Source organism: Cupriavidus necator (assembly GCF_040578825.1).
Lineage (GTDB): Bacteria > Pseudomonadota > Gammaproteobacteria > Burkholderiales > Burkholderiaceae > Cupriavidus > Cupriavidus necator_E.
In genome coordinates, this window is record NZ_JBEFLI010000004.1 from 25952 (window position 1) to 43563 (window position 17612).

Sequence of the window (17612 nt, forward strand, 5' to 3'; positions counted from 1 at the left end):
GGCCGTTGCCACACGTTCACAGAATCCGCCCCCGTTCGCGGCCCAGCGCTACCGCTTCGGTGCGGCGCTGCGCACCCAGCTTGGCATGGATGCGCCGCAGGTGCGACAAGCGCTGCGCGCACTGGCCGCGCGCGATATCCAGCCGGCAGCGCGCGACCGAAGGCCGGTCGATATCGTTGGCGTGGCCGGCAGCATCCAGCGCTTCCCAGCCGCCATACAGGTCCGCCGCGCACAGCGCCTGTGCGGCGGCGTCGAGCCGGTTCTGCCCGCCGCCAATGTGAAGCAGTTGATCGAATACATCCACAAGCTCGGCAAGCCGCTGCCCTATGGCTCGTACGGGCTCGGCTCCAGCGGCCACCTGCAGATGGAGATCTTCGGCCGCAACGCCAGGGTGGCGCTGACCCATGTGCCGTACAAGGGCGAGGGCCCGCTGCTCAACGACCTGCTCGGCGGGCAGCTGCCGGCCGGCATCGTCGCGGCGGTATCGGCGCGCCAGCATGCGCGCACCGGCAAGCTCAGGGCGATTGCCGTCGCGGGGCAGGGGCGCTCGCCGTTGCTGCCGGATGTGCCGACCTTCCTCGAGGCGGGCGTGCCAGGGCTGGGGCGCCAGGGCTGGCTTGGCCTGTTCGCGCCCGCGGCCACGCCGCGCGCCGTCATTGACAAGGTGTCGGCCGACGTCAACCGCGTGCTGGCCAGTCCTGAGCTGCGCGCCCGCATGGTCCAGCTTGGCATCCTCGTCAAAGGCAGCTCGCCGGCAGCGTTCGCCGATGTGGTCAAGGCCGAGCAGACCTACTGGGCCGAGGCCCTCCGTGCGTCGAACATCCGGCTGGACTGAGCCGCTGGCGGACAGTGGCAGGCAGGGCCCGTGGACGGGCGCCGGCCTGCCGGTCGCTCGCTACTGGTAGGTGGCCATGATCACGTAGGCCTCGGGCACCGTGCGCCCACCGCCCGCGGAGCGGTCGGACACCGGTTCGGTGTGTAGCTGCGCGAAGCCGATGCGGACGTGCCGTGGCATGCGCGCCGGCGGCATCGGGAACGGTGCCGTGACGGTTCGTCCCGACGGCTCGACGCAACGCGCATGCAGCTGTCCGGCAGCCGGCCTGAAGCCGCACGACGGACTGACGATCGCACCCTGGAAAGTAATGGTGCCGCCCTGTGCCACCGCCATGCCGGTCGACGCAACGGCCAGAAGACCTGCCACCACCAGCCGGACGGCAACGCCCGCGGCCATCCCGTTTCGTTGCAGCGATTCCATGTCTTCACCCCTTTCTCAGTGTGGTGGTATGCATGCTGCCAGCGAGGCTGCTTACGTTGCGCGCCCGGGGGACGGATCCGTGCAGCGGCCAATTCCATCATAGCCGCGCATTTGGACGTTTTACGATGGTTATGACAATCTTGTGATCATTGTTCTGTGCATTGCCGCTGGCGCGGCATCGCAAGCGGCCCGGCTGCTTTTCCGGGCCGCCGGCGGCCTGTCCGGCCGCCTTCGTGCTTATCGGGACCGCAGCTTAGCCCGCCGCGTGCGCAGCCTGCGGCAGGATCAGCCGCGAGCGGGCAAAGCCCGCATGGGTGCGCAGTTGCTGCATCAACTGATCGGACGGTACGCGGTCCAGGTCGGTCACCACATAGCCGGTGTGGCCACGCGTCTGCAGGTGCTGCCCGGTGATATTGACGTTCTCCTGCGCCAGCAGCGTGTTCAGCGCCGCCAGCGCGCCCGGCGCGTTGCCGTGCACGTTGAGCAGCCGCGCCGGCGCATGCAGCGGACCGGGATCGACCTCGGGGAAGTTGACCGCGCCGATGGTGCCGCCGGTGGCCAGGAAGTGCGCCAGCTTGGCCGCCACCTCGGCGCCGATGTTTTCCTGCGCCTCCTCGGTGCTGCCACCCACGTGCGGGGTCAGCAGGACATTGGGCATGTTCTGCAGCTCGCTGACAAAGGGATCGTTGTTGGTCTTGGGCTCTTCCGGGAACACGTCGATGGCCGCGCCGCCAAGGCGCTTCTCGCGCAGCGCCGCCGCCAGCGCGGGAATATCCACCACGGTGCCGCGCGAGGCATTGATCAGGATCGCCCCCGGCTTGCAGGCTGCCAGCACGCCGGCATCGATCATATTGCGCGTGCGCGGCGTGGCGGGGACGTGCAGTGTCACCACCTCGGCCTGCGACACCGCTTCTTCCAGCGATCCCGCGGCGCGCGCCGAGCCGTGCGACAGCCGCGCCAGCACGTCGTAGTAGACCACGCGCATGCCCATGGATTCGGCCAGCACGCCGACCTGCGAGCCGATATTGCCGTAGCCGATGATGGCGATGGTCTTGCCGCGCGCCTCGAAGGCGCCGCTGGCGCCCTTGGCCCATTTGCCGGCATGGGCCAGCGTGTTCTTCTCCGGGATCCGGCGCAGCAGCATCACCGCTTCGGACACCACCAGCTCGGCCACCGAGCGGGTGTTGGAGAAGGGCGCGTTGAACACCGGGATGCCGGCGGCCGTGGCCGCTTCGAGGTCGACCTGCGAGGTGCCGATGCAGAAGCAGCCGATCGACAGCAGTTCGGGCGCGCTGCGGATATCGTCGGCGCGCAGGTGGGTGGCCGAGCGGATACCGATCACGTCGTGGCTGGACAGCACCTGGCGCAGTTCCGGGCCGGCCAGCGCGCCGGTGCGGCGCTCGACCTGCAGGCCGGCTTCAGTAAGGCGGGCGGTGGCGCTCTGGTGGATGTTCTCGAGCAGGATCGCAGTGGTCACGTTCGTTTTCCGCATGGAGGGTTGGCGGCGGCTGCCGCATTCCCAACATTCTGCGCGCAAAACGGCCCAGGGGCCGGGGAGCCCCTGTTGGTGACAATGGCACCCGCGCGGCTGCCGACGCCCCGGGCGGCGCCTCAGCGCGCGTGGTCGCGCGCGTCGCCGCCGAGCGGGTCGACGATGATCATGGTCTGGCGCAGCACGCCGGCATCGTCGAAATAGCAGCTGAAGTGCGCGGTCTGGTAGGCCTCCTTGTACATGCGCCAGGACCAGGCTTCACGCTTCATCAGGGGGTAGTACTGGACCGGCTCGCGCGGCAGGCCAAAGCGCTCCTGCACGTCCTTCTTGGTCCAGACGCCGATCTGCGCGCGGTAGATCTCCGCTTCAGTCAGCATCTGGCGATAGTTGGTGAGCCTGCCGCCGGCGTCGAAGTCCGCGGCGTAGACCTCATGGCCGAAGGGCTGGCGCGACCAGAGCCAGCGGGTCGTGCCGTCGGCCAGGCGATAGACCTCCGTGGGCTGCCCGAAGGTACTGCGCACGGCACTTTCGGGGCTGCCGATCATCTGCTTGCCGGTCTGCTCGGGTTGCAGCGTCGCGCAGGCCCCGAGCGCGCCGAGCACGAACATGGCCGCGCACAGGCGGCCGACCGACCGAAGTGGCATGCGGAACTGCATGGCGATCTCCTGCGGGCGGCATGCCCGCATCCCGCCATTGTCCGGCCAGGATGGCGGCCGGTGCAATACAGACGCACCGGCCTCAATACCGGCCAGCGCGGGCGCGCCAACCGGTCTGCGCGCGATCAGGCGATCAGCAGCGGCCCTTCTTCGCCTGGCCCGGCGGGCAGAAGGATTCGTTGCCGTACGGATCGACGCGGCAGTTGCCTTTCTTGGCCTGCCCCGGGGGGCAGCCCGGGCCGCCGCCGCCGACGTCATAGGGGGCGACCACGCAGCCGCCGAGCAGCGCGCTGCAGGCAACCAGAAGGGCCAGAGCGGTTTTCATTGCATTCTCCTTGTTGTGGGTAAATTCCTGTGCCCGCGAGGATAAATCGTTCCGCTGTCGTCAACTGTAAGGAATAGTGAAACCGTTGGATTCTGGTGAAACGTCAATCTTGGGGCAGGGGAAGTTGGCGCTGCGCTGGCAACAGAGAAAGGCGATGCCGCAACGGTCGACAATTGTGGTGCGTCTGGCACTCGTGCCAAGGGCCCATCTGGCTGTGGAACCGACCGCGCGGCCCCGGATGATCTTTGTGCCCGTTACACCTCGCTACCAGCCTAACGTTCTGCAAACACCTGCTGCGCCATTGCCTCGCTACATTTCGCGCCAGGAGGACATCACCATGCAGAAAATCCTGGCCGCCTGCATCGTGGCAGGCGTTGCAGCAATCGGACCCGCCACGGCACAGGCCCGCGTGAACGTGGACATTGGCATCGGCGTGCCAGGCTATGCCGTGGCGCCGCCGCCGCCGGTCTACTACGAACCCGCGCCCGTCTACGTGGCCCCGCCCCCGCCGGTAGTGGTGGCGCCCGGCTATTACGACGACTGGCGCGAGCGCCGCGCCTGGCGCGAGCAGCAGTGGCGCGAGCGGAAATGGCGCGAGCGCGAATGGCGCGAACGCCGGCGGGAATGGCGCCGCTGGCATGAAGAGCATGACGATTGAAGAGGCCCCGCTGCAATGAGGGCGGTGCGGCGTTACCACGCGTCCTGCAGGATGTCGATCACCTGCTGCGCGCGGTCGATGCGGCGCGGATTGGCGCGGACCCACTGGTTCTCCAGCGCCTTGTGCGCCAGTTCCTCGAAGCCGGACGGCGGGATCTGGAGCTCGCGCAGCCGCGTGGACAGGCCGAGATCGCGGATCAGCGCGGCGATCAGCCCCGCCGCATCGGCGCCGTCGTGCCCCAGCGCGCGCGCCATGGCCCGCTGCGCGGGCGCCGTCACCGCGAGGTTGTAGCGCATCACCGCCGGCAGCAGCAGGCAGGAGGTGATGCCGTGCGGCACACCTAGCGCGCCGCCCAGCACGTGGCCGATGCCATGGCTGGCGCCGTAGCGCACGCGGTTGACGCCGCTGGCGCACAGCCACACGCCAAGCTGGCAGTCCAGCCGCGCGGCATGGTCGGCCGGGTTTGCCTGGTGACGGCGCAAGGCCGCGGCGAGCATGGCCAGCCCGTGCAGGCAGGTGGCGCTGGTCATCGGCTGCGCATCGAGGGAACAGAGCGACTCCACCGCATGGTCGACCGCGCGGATACCGGTGGACAGCCATAGCTGCGAGGGCGTATGCACCGTCATGGCCGGATCCAGGATCACGCTGGCGGCTCCGATGCCTTCGGCGGTCACATGGTGCTTGCTGCCGCAGGCCGTATCGGTGCAGCCGGCCAGGTCGCTGAACTCGGCTGCCGACAGCGTGGTCGGCACGGCGATCTGCCGGCAGGGCGGCGGCGCGATCCGCTGCCCGGCGGCATCGACGCGCACGCAATGCGCATCCAGCGCCGCGGCCGTCCTCACATCCTCCGCCAGGCACACCAGGGCGACCTTGACCGAATCGATCGCGGTGCCGCCGCCGATGGTGACGACCAGGTCGGGGCGGGCCTCGCGCATGGCAGCCGCCAGTTCGATGACCGAGTCGCGCGGCACATGCTCGACGCATGCATCGAACAGCCCGACCACCTTGTCGCGCACGCCGGCGAGGGCGCGGCCGACTGCATCGGTGGTGCGGTTCAGGGTGCGGCTGGTCACCACGAAAATACGGTCGGCGCGGCGCTGGTCGGCCTCTTCGGCCAGGACTTGCGCGGTGGGGCGGCCAAAGTGCACCCGTTCCAGGGGCAGGTAGCGATAGGTTCCGGCTGGCATCAGTATTCCGAAGCGATAGAGGGTCAGGTCTCGCAGGCGCCGGTGTTCAGGCCGGCTGTCTGGACGGATCATTGGCAGCATGCGCCGCGTATTCGCGGTCGCGCAGCAGGCGCCGCATGAGCTTGCCGCTGGCGGTCTTCGGCAACGCTTCCACGAAGGCAATCGCGCGCGGGTATTTGTAGGGCGCGGTGACCTGCTTGACATGGTCCTGCAGCGCGCGCACCAGCGCATCGCCGGGCTCGAAGCCCGGGCGCAGCGTGACGAAGGCCTTGACGATCTCGCCGCGCTCCGGATCGGGGCTGCCGACCACGGCGCATTCGAGTACCGCGGGATGTTCGATCAGCGCGTTTTCCACTTCCATCGGGCCGATCCGGTAACCGGCCGAGCTGATGATGTCGTCGCTGCGGCCGTCGTAGTACAGGTAGCCGTCGGCATCGGCGTGGGCCAGGTCGCCGGTCAGGAAATACTCGGTGCCCTCGTGCTGCACGCGGGTCGACGCAGTCAGGCCAGGATCGTTCCAGTAGCCGAGCATCACCTGCGGATGGGGCAGGCGCAGCGCCAACTGGCCTCCCGTGCCGGCCGGCAGGGGGCGGCCCTGCTCGTCCAGGATCGCCAGCTCCGACCCTGGCAGCGGCAGGCCCATCGCGCCGGGCCGCATGGGTACGCCGGGCGGGTTCACCACCGTCATCAGCGTCTCGGTCTGGCCATAGCCCTCACGCAGCTCAACGCCGGTGCCCTCGCGCCAGCGGCGCACCACGTCCGGATTGACCGCCTCGCCCGCGGATACCGCGAGCCGCAGCCGGCTCAGATCGTAGTCGGCGAAGCGTTCATTGACGAGGTGGCGGAACTCCGTCGCGGCGCCACAGAACACGGTGACGCCATGGCGCGCGATCAGCGCCAGCCGCGTGGCGGGATCGAAGCGGCCGTTGTAGAACAGCACGGCGGTGCCTGCCGACCAGGGGCCGAACAGGATGCTGGTGCCGGCCTTGCTCCACCCGGTATCGGCGGTGCACCACATCAGGTCGTCCTCGCGCAGGCCCTGCCAGTTGCTGGCGGCCACGCGCCAGCTATAGAGCGCGCGCGCTGCATGCAGCACGCCCTTAGGGTTGCCGGTGGAGCCGGAGGTGTAGTAGAGGATCGCTGGTTCGTCCGGCGCCATGTCGGCGCAGGCGAAATCGGCGTCGCAGGCGGCCAGCGCTTTGTCAAAATCCAGCCAGCCGGGCGCGCCGTCCACGGCAATACGGGTGCCGATGCCGGCAATGCCATCGAACTTGCCGACGCTGTCGCGGTGCGCCACCACCGCCGTGGCGCCGGCGTGGCCGATGCGGTAGCCGACGTCCTTGGCGGTCAGCATCTCGATGCAGGGGATCGGCACCGCGCCGAGCTTCAGGCAGCCCACCATCGCCACCTGCCATTGCGGGATGCGCGGCAGCATCACGATGACGCGGTCGCCGCGGCGCACGCCCGCGCCGGCCAGCAGGTTGGCAAAGCGGTTGGACAGGGTGCGCATGTCGCCGAAGGTAAAGCGGCGTTCGGCACCGCTGTCGTCGCACCACAGCAACGCGAGCTTGTCGGGTTGCCGCTGCGCGTGCGCATCCACGACGTCGCGGCCAAAGTTGAATGTCGCCGGCAGGCACCAGCGGAAGCGGCGATAGGCGTCGGCATACGCCGTCTTCGGATCGGGCATGTCTGTCTCCTGGGGCGCTGCGATGGCGCCACGGCAATTGTTGTCAGTACGGCGCTAGATCACGGCGCGCCCGCGCAGGCGCTCGATCTCGCCGGCGGAATAGCCAAGCCCTGCGAGCACGGACTCGCTGTGCTCGCCCAGCAGCGGCGGCGGCAGCCGGAACGTGCCGGGCGAGGCCGAGAACTTGATCGGGAAGCCGAGCTGCGGGATACGGCCCTCGACCGGGTGATCTATGTGCTGCAGCATGCCGCGGTGCCGCAGCTGCGGGTCGTCGAAGGCCTCCGCCATCGAATTGACCGGACTGGCCGGGATATCGGCCTGCGCCAGCCGCTCGACCCAGGTATCGCATGACTCGGCGCCAAATACCGAGGTCAGGATGGCTTGCTGGAGCAGGGCATCCTCGCCTGTGGGCCACTGCATGGCCTTGAAGTCCGGGCGCCCGATCAGGTCGCAGAAGCGATGCCAGAAATGCGCCTCGATAATGCCCAGCGACAAATAGCGGCCGTCGGCGCAGCGGTACACGTTGTAGCAAGGCGCCTGCCCGATAAAAGGCCGCTCGCCGCCGCGCGGCTCGACGCCACCGAACAGGTAGTCGGCGGCGTGGTAGCACAGCCAGCTCACCAGCCCGTCGGCCATCGAGATATCGACGAACTGGCCGCGGCCGCTGGCGCCGCGCGCCGCCAGCGCGGTCAGGATGCCGACCGCCGCCATCAGCGAGCCGCCGCCCACGTCGGCAATCGACAGACCGGGCACGATCGGCCCCGTGGCCGGCGTGCCGAAGAGCTGCAAGGCACCGGTCAGCGCCATGTAGTTGAGGTCGTGGCCGCACGCCTGCGCGCGCGGGCCGTCCTGCCCGTAGCCCGAGATCGCGCAATAGATCAGACGCGGGTTGGCCGCCGCCAGCACGTCGTAGTGCAGGCCGAGACGCTCCATCACGCCAGGGCGGAAGCCTTCCACCACGACGTCGGCCTCGCTCGCCAGCCGCAGGAACACCTCCTTGCCCTCGGGCGATTTCAGGTCCAGCGTCAGGCTGCGCTTGTTGCGGTTGAGCAGCAGGAACGACCCCGACTCCTGCTTGTGGGTCGGCGCGAACTGCCGGTTGTAGTCGCCCTGGCCCGGCTGCTCGATCTTGAGCACGTCGGCGCCGTAGTCGGCGAGCAGCTGCGTGCAGAAGGCACCGGGCAGCAGGCGGGTCAGGTCCAGGATCTTGAGTCCTTCAAGGGCGGTGGCGGTCATGGCTGTCAGGGGTTCGGTTCAGGTGGCGGTCCAGCCGCCGTCCACCAGCAGGCTGTGGCCGGTGACGTAGGCCGCGGCCGGCGAGGCCAGGAACACCGCGGCGCCGGGCACGTCCGTCAGCTTGCCGAAGCGGCCCAGCGGGATGCGCGACAGCAACTTCGCGCCGATATGCGGATGCGCCACCACGCCGGCGGTCAGGTCGGTCTGCACGAAGCCATAGGCGATGGCGTTGACGCGGATGCCATGTTCGGCCCAGTCGTGCGCCAGCGCCTTGGTCAATTGCTCGACGCCTCCCTTGGAGGCGGCGTAGGGCACCTGCCGCTTCAGGCCGATATGCCCGGCGATGGAACTGATGTTGACGATGGCGCCCTGGCGGCGCGGCAGCATGGCTTCGCCCAGCAACCGGCAGCAGCGGTAGACGCCGGTGAGGTTGATATCCAGGATCTGCCGCCATGCCTCGTCGGTGGTGTGCTCCATCGACGCATAGTGCGGATCGATGCCGGCGTTGTTGACGAGGATGTCGAGCTGCCCGTAGCGGTCGAGCACGGTGTCGCGCAGGCGCCGGATATCGTCGTCGCTGCCGACGTCGGCGCTCACCGCCATGGCGTCGCCGCCGCGGCCGCGGATGGCCTCGGCCACGGCATCCAGCGTGGCCGCGGTGCGACCGCACAGCGCCACGCGAGCGCCGTGGGCCGCCAGCGCATCGGCAATCGCGCGGCCGATGCCGCGCCCGCCGCCGGTCACCACGGCGACCTGGCCGCGCAGGTCGAACAGGTTGGCGTAGTCGTTCATCGCGTCGTCTCCGTGCGCAGCACGCGCCGTGCAATGGCCCAGCGATGGACCTCGGAGGGACCGTCGTAGATGCGGAACGCGCGCGCCTCGCGGAAGATCTGCTCGACCACGGTATCGCGCGTCACGCCCAGGCCGCCCAGCACCTGCACGCAGCGGTCCGCGATCCGGAAGATCGCCTCCGAGCAGAAGACCTTGGCCATGCTGGACTCGTGCCTGCCGTGCTGGCCCTGGTCAAGCAGCCAGGCCGTGTGCCAGATCGAAAGCCGGCACATATGGATGTCGATCTCGTTGTCCGCCAGCATGAAGCCCACGCCTTCGTGCTCGCCGATCGGCTTGCCGAACGCGTGGCGCTCGCGCGCATGGGCGGTGGCGATATCGTGCGCGCGGCGCGCGGCTCCCAGCCAGCGCATGCAATGGGTGAGCCGCGCGGGCGCGAGCCGCACCTGCGCATAGCGCAGGCCCTGGCCGACTTCACCGAGCACCTGGTCCGGGCCGACGCGGCAGCCTTCGAAGAACACCTCGGCATGGCCGCCCGCGAAGCTTTGGTCGATGCTGTCGATGATGCGCCCGATGCGGATGCCGGGCACCTGCATGTCGGTCAGGAACATGGTCGGCCCGCCGCCTTCGCCCGGCACGGTGGCCATCACGATGGCGAAGCCGGCGCCGTCCGCGCCGGTGATCAGCCATTTGTGGCCGCGGATCACATAGCCTTCGCCGTCGCGCTCGGCCGTGGTCTGCAGCAGCCCGGGATCGGAGCCGGCGCCGGGGTGGGGTTCGGTCATGCAGAAGCAGGAGCGGATCTCCGCGGCGGCCAGCGGGCGCAGCCAGCGCGCCTTCTGTGCCGGCGTGGCCACCACTTCCAGCAGGTGCATGTTGCCTTCGTCAGGCGCCGCGCAGTGCAGCGCCAGCGGGCCGAGCAGGGAATAGCCGGCTTCCTCGAACACCGCGGCGCGGCCCAGGTGCGACAGCCCCAGGCCGCCCCATTCCTCCGCTACGTGCGGCGCCAGCAGCCCGGCGCGCCGTGCGCGGTGATTGAGTTCCACGCGCAGCGCCTCGGTGGGGCCGTGCGCGCCGCGGCCGGGATCGGCCTCGAGCGGGATGATCTGGTCGCGGATAAACGCCGCGGTGCGCTCGCGCAGCGCCTGCAGCGAATCGGGTAGGGTGAAGTCCATCTGGCTTGTCTCCTGTGGTTGCGGATCTGCGGTCCGCCTAGCTTGCGCGTCCGTGCGCGATGTCATGCGTGAAGTCCAGGATCGACCGGCCGATGCGGCCAAAGCTGGCGTATCTGGGCTCGGTGGTGGCGCCTGCCTGATAGCGCGCATGCAGCTGCAGGAACACCACGCCGAGTTTGAACATCGCCAGCACGCGATGGAACGGCAGGTCCGACAGGTCGCAGCCGGTGCGCTGGCGGTACGCTTCGGCGATCTGCGCGCGCGAAGGGAATCCCGGCGAGGTGGTCGGCATCTGCCGCAGCTCGCGCACGGCCTCGGGGTCGCCCGGCTCGGTCCAGTAGCTGAGCAGCGTGGCCAGGTCGAACAGCGGGTGGCCGCGGGTGGCCATGTCCCAGTCCAGCACGGCGCGCGGGCGCAGGGTCTCGGGATCGAGCACGACGTTGTCGAGCTTGAAGTCGCAATGCAGCAGTGTCGGCTTGCCGTCGGGCGGGCAATGCGCGCGCAGCCACTGCGCCAGTTCGCGCACGGCGGGGTGCGGGGCCGCGCCGTTGAGGGCTGCGGCGCGGCGCGTCCAGCCCTCGATCGCGCGGGACAGGAAACCGTCGGGCTTGCCGAGGTCGTCCAGGCCGACTTCGGCGGCCTCCGTTGTATGTAGCTGCACCAGCAGGTCGACCAGCGTACCGGCGATGCGCGGGCCGGCGACGCTGCTGTCCAGCCACGCCGGCAAGTCGGCGCCGATGGTCAGGCCGGGGCGGTATTCCATCACCAGGAAGTGCGCGCCGAGCACGTCCGGATCGACGCAGTACATCAGGCTGCGCGGCGCCTGCGGGAAGCGCTGCCACAGCCGGCTGCTGAGCACGCGGTGCTCGCGCGCCATGTCGTTGGCGCCGGGCGGCAGCGGGCCGGGCGGCGGGCGGCGCAGCACGCACTGGCGCCCGTCGAGGCGGATCAGGTAGTTCAGGTTGGCGAGGCCGCCGGCAAACTGCCTTGGCATCTCCGCCAGGTCCAGTTCATGGCCGAGCCCGGCGAGGTAGCGGCGCAGGCGCGCCCAGTCGAGCGGCACGGTATGGCCGCGCGGGCGGAACCCGGGCATGGCCGGGTCCGCATGGGCGGCGGCGCGCGGCGTGGCTGGGAGGATCGTTGCCACGGCGTTACCCCTTGCGCACGCCGGCGCAGGTCGATTTGGCGAGCGGCAGGAAGGCCTGGTCGCCCGGGATCACCTGACGGACGTGGTAATAGTCCCACGTGTATTTCGACTCGGCGGGCTTCTTCACTTGCAACAGGTACATGTCGTGCACCATGCGCCCGTCCTCGCGCAGCTTGCCGTTGCGGGCGAACATGTCCGAGACCGGCAGTTCGCGCATCTTCTTTACCGCGGTCATCGCGTCGTCGCTGCCCGCGGCCTGCACCGCCTTCAGGTAGTGCAGCACGGCGGAGTAGACCCCGGCCTGCGCCATCGTCGGCATGCGCTTCTGCACCGCATGGAAGCGCTTGGACCAGGCCCGCGTCTGCTCGTCCAGGTCCCAGTAGAAGCCTTCGGTCAGGTACATGTCCTGCGCCTTGTCCAGGCCCAGGCTGTGCACGTCGGTGATGAACATCAGGGTCGCCGCCATGGTCTGCTTGCGGGTGATGCCGAAGTCCGCCGCCTGCTTGATGGTGCTGGTGGTGTCGTTGCCGGCATTGGCCAGCGCGATCACCTTGGCCTTGGAGGCCTGCGCCGCCAGCAGGTACGACGAGAAGTCCGAGCCCGGGAACGGATGCGTCGAGCGCCCGACAATCTTGCCGCCGCCGGCGGTGACCACGTCGGCCGCGTCTTTTTCCAGCGCGCGCCCGCCGGCGTAGTCGGCGGTGATGAAGTACCAGCTGTCGCCGCCGCGCTTGAGCACCGCGCTCGCGGTCCCGCTAGCCAGGGCGTAGGTGTCGTAGGTCCAGTGCAGGGCGGTGGGCGTGCAGTCCTCGTTGGTGATGCGCGTCGAGGCGCCGCTGGACACGATCACCAGCCGCTGCTTCTCCTTCGCCAGCTTGACCGCGGCCAGCGACGCCGACGAGGCGGGCAGGTCGACGATCATGTCGACCTTGTCCTCGTCGAACCATGAACGCGCCTTGGTCGAGGCGATGTCGGGCTTGTTCTGGTGGTCGGCCGAGACCAGCCGGATCGCGAAGGCGGGCTTGCCGGTGGACTTGAAGTCAGCGATCGCCATCTTCGCGGCCAGCACCGAGCCCGAGCCGGACAGGTCGGAGTAGATCCCGGACAGGTCCGTCAGCACGCCGATGCGCACTTCGCTGTCCGAGACGCCGGGCGCGCCGGTGAGTGTGCCTGCAGGCTTCTGCGCCAGCGCTGGCGGCAGGGTGAGCGCCAGCGCCCACGCCATGGCCGTGGGGAGTGGTTTGCGTTGCATTGTGTCTCCTCTCTAGCCCGCAGAGCAGGCGGGCGGTGTGAACCGAACGTGTGTCGGTTTGTCTGACAATCAGAATAGCAGCCACTTTTGGCTTGTCAAGCGCCGGTAGGTTTGACAGCTTGTGTGTGATTGAATAGTCTGATGGTCAGACAATGGGACGTAGGCCCGTGCCTGCGCCGCCACATGCGAGGGAATAGCGTTGGAAGCCCAATTCGAGAAAATCCGCACCATCCCGGCATACCGCGTGCTGGCCGAGGCCATGATCGAGCGCATCCTGGACGGCCGGCTGCGTGAAGGCGACCCGCTGCCGACCGAGGCCAGGCTGTGCGAGATGTTCGGCGTGAACCGCTCCACGGTGCGCGAAGGCATCCGCGTGCTCGAGGAAGCCAACCTGGTGCGCCGCGAACATGCCAAGAAGATGGTGGTGACGCGGCCCTCCGACGCGGAGGTCGGCAAGCAGCTGGAGCGCGCGCTGGTACTGCACGAGATCGTCTTCGACGAACTGTGGCAGGCCATGTCGGTGCTGGAGCCGCCGATGGCACGGCTGGCCGCGGCGCGTGCGACGCCCGAAGCGCTGGAGCGGCTCGACGACAACCTGCACAGGACCGAGCAGGCGCTGAAAGCCGGCGAGAGCCTGGTGGAGCTCGACATCGAGTTCCACGGCATCGTTGCATCGATGAGCGGCAACCGCGCGCTGGTACTGGCCCGCGAACCGCTCAGCCGGCTGTTCTATCCCGCGTTCGCCGCCGTGATGACGCGCGTGCCGGTGGCGGGCAAGCGGTTGCTGGAGGCACACAAGGCGATCGTCGCCGCGATCCGCGCGGGCGACGAGGACGGCGCGCAGGCCTGGATGGAAAAGCACGTGCAGGATTTCCGGCGCGGCTACCAGTCCGCCAAGCTCGACCTGCAGTCGCCGGTGGCGGCTCCCCACGCCCGGCCTGCGACCCGCGTGGAATGACGCTTCGCGCTACTATGCCCAGGCCTGCGCCGCCAGCCGCTCGGTGAGGTAGTCGCAGAACACCTTCACGCGCGGGCTGAGATGCTTGCGGTTGGGGTAGACCAGGTAGAGCGGCGCCTTGGCCGGGTCCTGATAGGCATCGAGGAACTCATTTCGGCGCGGCGAGCGGCAATCACGCGATGCCTGGATCGTGCGGCCACCCCTGAACTGGTGGAAGAGTACCTGTCGCCCTGGCGGGATGCGCGCGTGGCGCGCTCATGGATGGCGCTGGCCGGTGCGGACAATCGCTATACACAGGCGCTGGTGCCGGCCTTGCGCGCGTCGGCAACGCCCAAGCTGCTGGCGTGGGGCGAGGACGACCCGTTCCAGCGCATCGAACATGCGGAACGCTTTGCGCGCGAGATGCCGGACACCGGCTGGTGCGTATCCCGCGCGCCAGTCATTTCCCTGCGGAAAACGACCCGGCCGCGGTAGCGGCGGCGTTGCGGGACTTCTTTCTGGGGTGAGGGGAGGCCGCGCGGCGTGCGAACCGGTTGTGCTGCAGCAGGCCATCCTCGTGCACGGGCATCACGGCAGTGCCGGTCAGGCGGATGGTCGGCTGGCGCGGCGCTGAGCCCGTGCCCAGGCATTCGGCGCACCGCTCACGGATGGCGAGAAGCCCGGCAGTCGGACAAGAGCGCATTACGCAGGTAGTGCATCGCTGCGGCCCGTCAGAAACCAGGTGTGCAGCGCGCCTATCCCCTTTGCTTCGATCGAGCCGCGCTCTTCGAATTGGAACGACTCACCCAGCAGGCGCCTGGTTGCATCGGTGACCTGCACCCGTCCGGCCACGCCGTGGGATTCCATGCGGCTGGCGGTGTTGACCGCCGCACCCCACAAGTCGTAGATGAACTTGCGCTTGCCGATGACGCCGGCGACCACCGGCCCGCTGTTGATGCCGATGCGCATCTGCAGGTTGAATCCGGTGCGCTGGTTGAAGTGTGTGAGCGCGTCTGTCATGTCCAACGCCATCTGCGCGGCCCGCACCGCGTGGTCAGGCGCCGGCTCCGGCAGCCCCGCGGCTGCCATGTAGGCGTCGCCGATGGTCTTGATCTTCTCGAGGCCGCGATAGTCGGCAATGGTGTCGAAGTCGGTGAAGATCTCATTGAGGACGGCAACCAGCTGCTCGGGACTCATGCCCGCTGAAAAACGCGTGAATTGCACGATGTCCGCGAACAGCACCGTCACGTCCGGAAAGCTGTCGGCAATGAGTTCCGGAACGCCGCTGGCGATCAGGTCAGGGCGCGCTTTCAGCCGTTCGGCGATCGGGTAGGGCAGCAGATTGAGCAGCAGCCGCTCCGACAATTTCTGCTCGGCGAGGATCCTCTCATAGAGGCTCTGGAGCTCGTCGCGCTGGCGGCGGATTAATTCCCAGCTTGCCTGCAGTTCCTCGTTCTTCCGCGCCAATGCGGCCTCGGCACGCTTCTTCTCGGTGATATTGCGGCCTTCCGGCAGCAGGAAGACGACGTTTCCGTTCGAATCCCTGATCGGCAGCAGCGAGAAATCGACAATGATGATCTCCGCGCCCGCGGCCCGGCCGTAGTTTTCGAAGTCGCAACGGACAAATTCGCCCTGGCTTGCGCGCTGGATCAGTTCCCGCAGCAGCGCCTGGGTCTCCGGCGAGACGACCCACCAGCGGGCCTCCCAGAACGGCTTCCCCCGAATGTCGTCCATCCGTATGCCTATTGCATCCAGCGCGGCCCGGTTAATCTCGAGCATCGTGCCATGCACATCCAGCAGGCCGACGAACTGGTACATCGCGTCCAGCATGATGCGCGCGAGCTTGTCGCGCTGGGTCTGGTAATCATCGCTCGCGGAAAGCGTGACATCGCCCACCTGGAGCTGCGCGGTGTCAGAGAACAGAACGCGGCTGATGGAAGCCATGCTTCACCTCCTGGCTAACGGAAATGGGGGCACAGCCGGCGTCACATGGAGGCGGACCCGCGACCCGCGCGGCCTCGTTTCGTCAGAAGGCCGTCACCACCTTGAACCATAGCTTGTCGCCGCCAAACCGGTTCTTTGCATAGGCCTCGTGGTGCCATTGGGCGATGAAGCTGGTCCCCTTGGAATTCGTATAAGACACACTTGGACCGATTGCAAGCACCTCGCCGCGTCGGCCCCGGCCCCAGACGCCAGGCAGTTCCGGTACCACGGCCCCGTTGAATTTGTCGTCCGTGACCTGCTTCAGATAGTAGCCACTCAAGCCGACAATCCACGGGCCGGAATGCTTGCCGACGGCATAATCGATGTGCAATTCCTGGCCGGACCGATAGCTCCCGGCCATGCCACCGAAGCTGGCGTCCTTGTTCTTGCCCTTGATGTTGTACATGAACTTGGCGGAGACCTCCCAGCCGCCCTGGCCCAGCCAGGTGAATGCGGCAACGGGCTCAACGCTCCAGTAGTTCGTGCCGATGCTGGCCCTGGGGTCGTTCTGGTCGTACTGCCCCGTGGGCACGTAGATGTCCAGGCCCGTGGTGACATGCCAGTTGGCGCCATGCCAGCCCAGGACAATCGGGTCAATCGTGATATCCCCCACACCGGTCGCGCTGCGACGCCCGCCCATCTGCGGGAAATTCATCGACTGATAGACTAGCGGGACGATTGCCTGCATGCCCCAGCTCGCACCAAAGAGCGTGAGGTCCGTGACCTTGACCAGACGCAGCGCATCAAACCAGGCATCGGCCTTTGCTGGACTCCCTCCGATGCTGGCGTTATCGCCATTGCCGTCCTTGAGCTTGCCTCCGTAATAGCCAAGGTAGTTCAGGAAGTATGTGCCCGGCGGCGGTAACGCTCCCGCCAGCCAGCCCTCGGCGCCGTTTGGATATTGATCGGCGCCTTCCTTGGCGAAGACATGATCGCCGGCTAGCGTAAAAAATCCGGCCAGCATGGCCGCGATGGCTCGTTTCTTCACTTCGTCTCTTCCCCCCATTGATGGTTGTTGGAATCGATGGCGGATCAGCCAGGAATCAATGCGAGGACACGTAGCGGACTGCCCGAGCCATCCTTGATCTTCAGCGGGGCCGCGACAATCACCGAACCCTGAGGCGGGAGCTGGTCGAGGTTGGTCAGGCATTGCAGGCCATAGCGGTTGTTGCCATGCATCAGGTAATGGCACGGGAATGGCAGCTCCCAGCCATAGGACTGGCCCGCGTCTGTGCCGATGGCCTCAACGCCAAAACCATGGACATCGCGCTCATCGATCATCCACTGGACCACATCGCGATCGGGGCCCGGCGTATGCATGCCGTCTTCGCGTGCATTCAGATACGCGTCGGCGCCGGTGCGCTTCGACCAGTCGGTACGCATCAGCACCCAGGACCGGGCCGGGATTCGCCCATGCCGGCCTTCCCATGCCTTGACGACGTCGACAGTGAGCAGGAAGTCCGGATCTTCCGCCGCTTCCCTGGAGCAGTCGATGACACACGCGGGGGCCAGGAAGTTCTCAACCGGAATGGTGTCGGTCGTATTGTCTGGCTGGTCTTTGCCGGATATCCAATGGACGGGCGCGTCGAAATGGGTGCCGGTATGCTCGCCGCACGAGAAGTTGTTCCAGTACCAGCCCGGGCCGCGCTCGTCATAGCGGGAGATGGTCTCCAGCCGGAAGGGCCAGGTCTGGCCCAGCTCGGGCGGGAGCGGGATGGTCGGAAAATCGGCGCTCAGGGTCTGCGTCAGGTCGATCACTCGGATGCGGCCGGACAGCAGGTCTGCTGCAAACTGGGCGAGGCTGTGGCTCATGGTTGTTTCCCGTCAGGTGAT

19 protein-coding genes are annotated in these 17612 nt (G+C 67.9%); 4 read left to right on the top strand and 15 right to left on the bottom strand.

All coding sequences use genetic code 11. The features are described from left to right. Nucleotides 1-16: 16 nt before the first annotated feature. Nucleotides 17-304 (bottom strand): helix-turn-helix transcriptional regulator, encoded by a 288-nt coding sequence (locus AB1I47_RS03605; protein WP_354682410.1) that lies wholly within the window; start codon nt 302-304, stop codon nt 17-19. Here AB1I47_RS03605 and AB1I47_RS03610 point away from each other — a divergent pair. Beyond that, a complete protein-coding gene (locus AB1I47_RS03610; RefSeq protein WP_354682411.1) occupies nt 287-835 on the top strand; it encodes a tripartite tricarboxylate transporter substrate-binding protein in 549 nt (182 codons plus the stop codon). The genes AB1I47_RS03605 and AB1I47_RS03610 overlap by 18 nt on opposite strands. Nucleotides 836-895: 60 nt before the next feature. On the opposite strand, the gene AB1I47_RS03615 is transcribed toward AB1I47_RS03610, so the two are convergent. The 4 genes from AB1I47_RS03615 to AB1I47_RS03630 all read right to left on the bottom strand — a co-directional run bounded on the left by AB1I47_RS03615 (nt 896) and on the right by AB1I47_RS03630 (nt 3728). After that, nucleotides 896-1255 carry a hypothetical protein gene (locus tag AB1I47_RS03615; RefSeq protein WP_354682412.1) on the bottom strand — a complete coding sequence of 120 codons (360 nt, stop codon included), beginning with the start codon at nt 1253-1255 and terminating at the stop codon, nt 896-898. A gap of 253 nt (nt 1256-1508) precedes the next feature. After that, on the bottom strand, nt 1509-2747 hold the full coding sequence (gene serA, locus AB1I47_RS03620) for a phosphoglycerate dehydrogenase (RefSeq protein ID WP_354682413.1): 1239 nt from the start codon (nt 2745-2747) through the stop codon (nt 1509-1511). A 119-nt stretch (nt 2748-2866) separates the two neighbouring features. Further along, nucleotides 2867-3403 (bottom strand): hypothetical protein, encoded by a 537-nt coding sequence (locus AB1I47_RS03625; RefSeq protein ID WP_354682414.1) that lies wholly within the window; start codon nt 3401-3403, stop codon nt 2867-2869. Between the two features lie 133 nt (nt 3404-3536). Next, on the bottom strand, nt 3537-3728 hold the full coding sequence (locus AB1I47_RS03630) for a hypothetical protein (RefSeq protein ID WP_354682415.1): 192 nt from the start codon (nt 3726-3728) through the stop codon (nt 3537-3539). Nucleotides 3729-4065: 337 nt separating this feature from the next. Here AB1I47_RS03630 and AB1I47_RS03635 point away from each other — a divergent pair, with 337 nt between their 5' ends. Then, nucleotides 4066-4386 carry a hypothetical protein gene (locus AB1I47_RS03635; RefSeq protein ID WP_354682416.1) on the top strand — a complete coding sequence of 107 codons (321 nt, stop codon included), beginning with the start codon at nt 4066-4068 and terminating at the stop codon, nt 4384-4386. Between the two features lie 32 nt (nt 4387-4418). On the opposite strand, the gene AB1I47_RS03640 is transcribed toward AB1I47_RS03635, so the two are convergent. Genes AB1I47_RS03640 through AB1I47_RS03670 form a run of 7 tightly spaced genes read right to left on the bottom strand, consistent with a single transcriptional unit; the run spans nt 4419 to nt 12859 of the window. Beyond that, nucleotides 4419-5573 carry an iron-containing alcohol dehydrogenase gene (locus AB1I47_RS03640; protein ID WP_354682417.1) on the bottom strand — a complete coding sequence of 385 codons (1155 nt, stop codon included), beginning with the start codon at nt 5571-5573 and terminating at the stop codon, nt 4419-4421. Between the two features lie 46 nt (nt 5574-5619). After that, nucleotides 5620-7260 carry an acetate--CoA ligase gene (locus tag AB1I47_RS03645; protein ID WP_354682418.1) on the bottom strand — a complete coding sequence of 547 codons (1641 nt, stop codon included), beginning with the start codon at nt 7258-7260 and terminating at the stop codon, nt 5620-5622. A gap of 54 nt (nt 7261-7314) precedes the next feature. Next, complete coding sequence (locus AB1I47_RS03650) at nt 7315-8496, bottom strand: CaiB/BaiF CoA transferase family protein (protein ID WP_354682419.1); 1182 nt, start codon at nt 8494-8496, stop codon at nt 7315-7317. Nucleotides 8497-8514: 18 nt separating this feature from the next. Beyond that, on the bottom strand, nt 8515-9288 hold the full coding sequence (locus tag AB1I47_RS03655) for an SDR family NAD(P)-dependent oxidoreductase (RefSeq protein ID WP_354682420.1): 774 nt from the start codon (nt 9286-9288) through the stop codon (nt 8515-8517). Continuing rightward, nucleotides 9285-10460: an acyl-CoA dehydrogenase family protein gene (locus tag AB1I47_RS03660; RefSeq protein ID WP_354682421.1), complete on the bottom strand. Its 1176-nt coding sequence runs from the start codon at nt 10458-10460 to the stop codon at nt 9285-9287. The genes AB1I47_RS03655 and AB1I47_RS03660 overlap by 4 nt, the downstream gene beginning before the upstream one ends. 37 nt (nt 10461-10497) lie before the next feature. Beyond that, the gene (locus tag AB1I47_RS03665) at nt 10498-11607 is read right to left on the bottom strand and encodes a phosphotransferase family protein (RefSeq protein ID WP_354682422.1); all 1110 of its coding nucleotides are present in this window, start codon (nt 11605-11607) and stop codon (nt 10498-10500) included. A 4-nt stretch (nt 11608-11611) separates the two neighbouring features. After that, nucleotides 11612-12859, bottom strand: coding sequence for an ABC transporter substrate-binding protein (locus AB1I47_RS03670; protein ID WP_354682423.1), 1248 nt, complete (start codon nt 12857-12859; stop codon nt 11612-11614). A 199-nt stretch (nt 12860-13058) separates the two neighbouring features. On the opposite strand from AB1I47_RS03670, the gene AB1I47_RS03675 reads away from it, so the two are divergent. Then, nucleotides 13059-13817: a FadR/GntR family transcriptional regulator gene (locus AB1I47_RS03675; RefSeq protein WP_354682424.1), complete on the top strand. Its 759-nt coding sequence runs from the start codon at nt 13059-13061 to the stop codon at nt 13815-13817. An 81-nt stretch (nt 13818-13898) separates the two neighbouring features. Further along, complete coding sequence (locus AB1I47_RS03680; RefSeq protein WP_354682425.1) at nt 13899-14291, top strand: alpha/beta fold hydrolase; 393 nt, start codon at nt 13899-13901, stop codon at nt 14289-14291. A 207-nt stretch (nt 14292-14498) separates the two neighbouring features. On the opposite strand, the gene AB1I47_RS03685 is transcribed toward AB1I47_RS03680, so the two are convergent. The 3 genes from AB1I47_RS03685 to AB1I47_RS03695 all read right to left on the bottom strand — a co-directional run bounded on the left by AB1I47_RS03685 (nt 14499) and on the right by AB1I47_RS03695 (nt 17591). Beyond that, entirely contained in the window at nt 14499-15740 is a 1242-nt protein-coding gene (locus AB1I47_RS03685; RefSeq protein WP_354682426.1) for an adenylate/guanylate cyclase domain-containing protein, read from the bottom strand. 82 nt (nt 15741-15822) lie between these two features. Beyond that, nucleotides 15823-16767: a SphA family protein gene (locus AB1I47_RS03690; protein WP_354682427.1), complete on the bottom strand. Its 945-nt coding sequence runs from the start codon at nt 16765-16767 to the stop codon at nt 15823-15825. 44 nt (nt 16768-16811) lie between these two features. After that, nucleotides 16812-17591: a cyclase family protein gene (locus AB1I47_RS03695; protein ID WP_354682428.1), complete on the bottom strand. Its 780-nt coding sequence runs from the start codon at nt 17589-17591 to the stop codon at nt 16812-16814. Nucleotides 17592-17612: the final 21 nt, after the last annotated feature.

Coding starts and splice junctions, on each gene's coding strand:
- AB1I47_RS03660 (WP_354682421.1), bottom strand. CDS start 10,460: ATGGACTTCACCCTACCCGATTCGCTGCAGGCGCTGCGCGAGCGCACC.
- AB1I47_RS03625 (WP_354682414.1), bottom strand. CDS start 3,403: ATGCAGTTCCGCATGCCACTTCGGTCGGTCGGCCGCCTGTGCGCGGCC.
- AB1I47_RS03685 (WP_354682426.1), bottom strand. CDS start 15,740: ATGGCTTCCATCAGCCGCGTTCTGTTCTCTGACACCGCGCAGCTCCAG.
- AB1I47_RS03640 (WP_354682417.1), bottom strand. CDS start 5,573: ATGCCAGCCGGAACCTATCGCTACCTGCCCCTGGAACGGGTGCACTTT.
- AB1I47_RS03650 (WP_354682419.1), bottom strand. CDS start 8,496: ATGACCGCCACCGCCCTTGAAGGACTCAAGATCCTGGACCTGACCCGC.
- AB1I47_RS03630 (WP_354682415.1), bottom strand. CDS start 3,728: ATGAAAACCGCTCTGGCCCTTCTGGTTGCCTGCAGCGCGCTGCTCGGC.
- AB1I47_RS03635 (WP_354682416.1), top strand. CDS start 4,066: ATGCAGAAAATCCTGGCCGCCTGCATCGTGGCAGGCGTTGCAGCAATC.
- AB1I47_RS03645 (WP_354682418.1), bottom strand. CDS start 7,260: ATGCCCGATCCGAAGACGGCGTATGCCGACGCCTATCGCCGCTTCCGC.
- AB1I47_RS03615 (WP_354682412.1), bottom strand. CDS start 1,255: ATGGAATCGCTGCAACGAAACGGGATGGCCGCGGGCGTTGCCGTCCGG.
- AB1I47_RS03680 (WP_354682425.1), top strand. CDS start 13,899: ATGCTTGCGGTTGGGGTAGACCAGGTAGAGCGGCGCCTTGGCCGGGTC.
- AB1I47_RS03670 (WP_354682423.1), bottom strand. CDS start 12,859: ATGCAACGCAAACCACTCCCCACGGCCATGGCGTGGGCGCTGGCGCTC.
- AB1I47_RS03655 (WP_354682420.1), bottom strand. CDS start 9,288: ATGAACGACTACGCCAACCTGTTCGACCTGCGCGGCCAGGTCGCCGTG.
- serA (WP_354682413.1), bottom strand. CDS start 2,747: ATGCGGAAAACGAACGTGACCACTGCGATCCTGCTCGAGAACATCCAC.
- AB1I47_RS03695 (WP_354682428.1), bottom strand. CDS start 17,591: ATGAGCCACAGCCTCGCCCAGTTTGCAGCAGACCTGCTGTCCGGCCGC.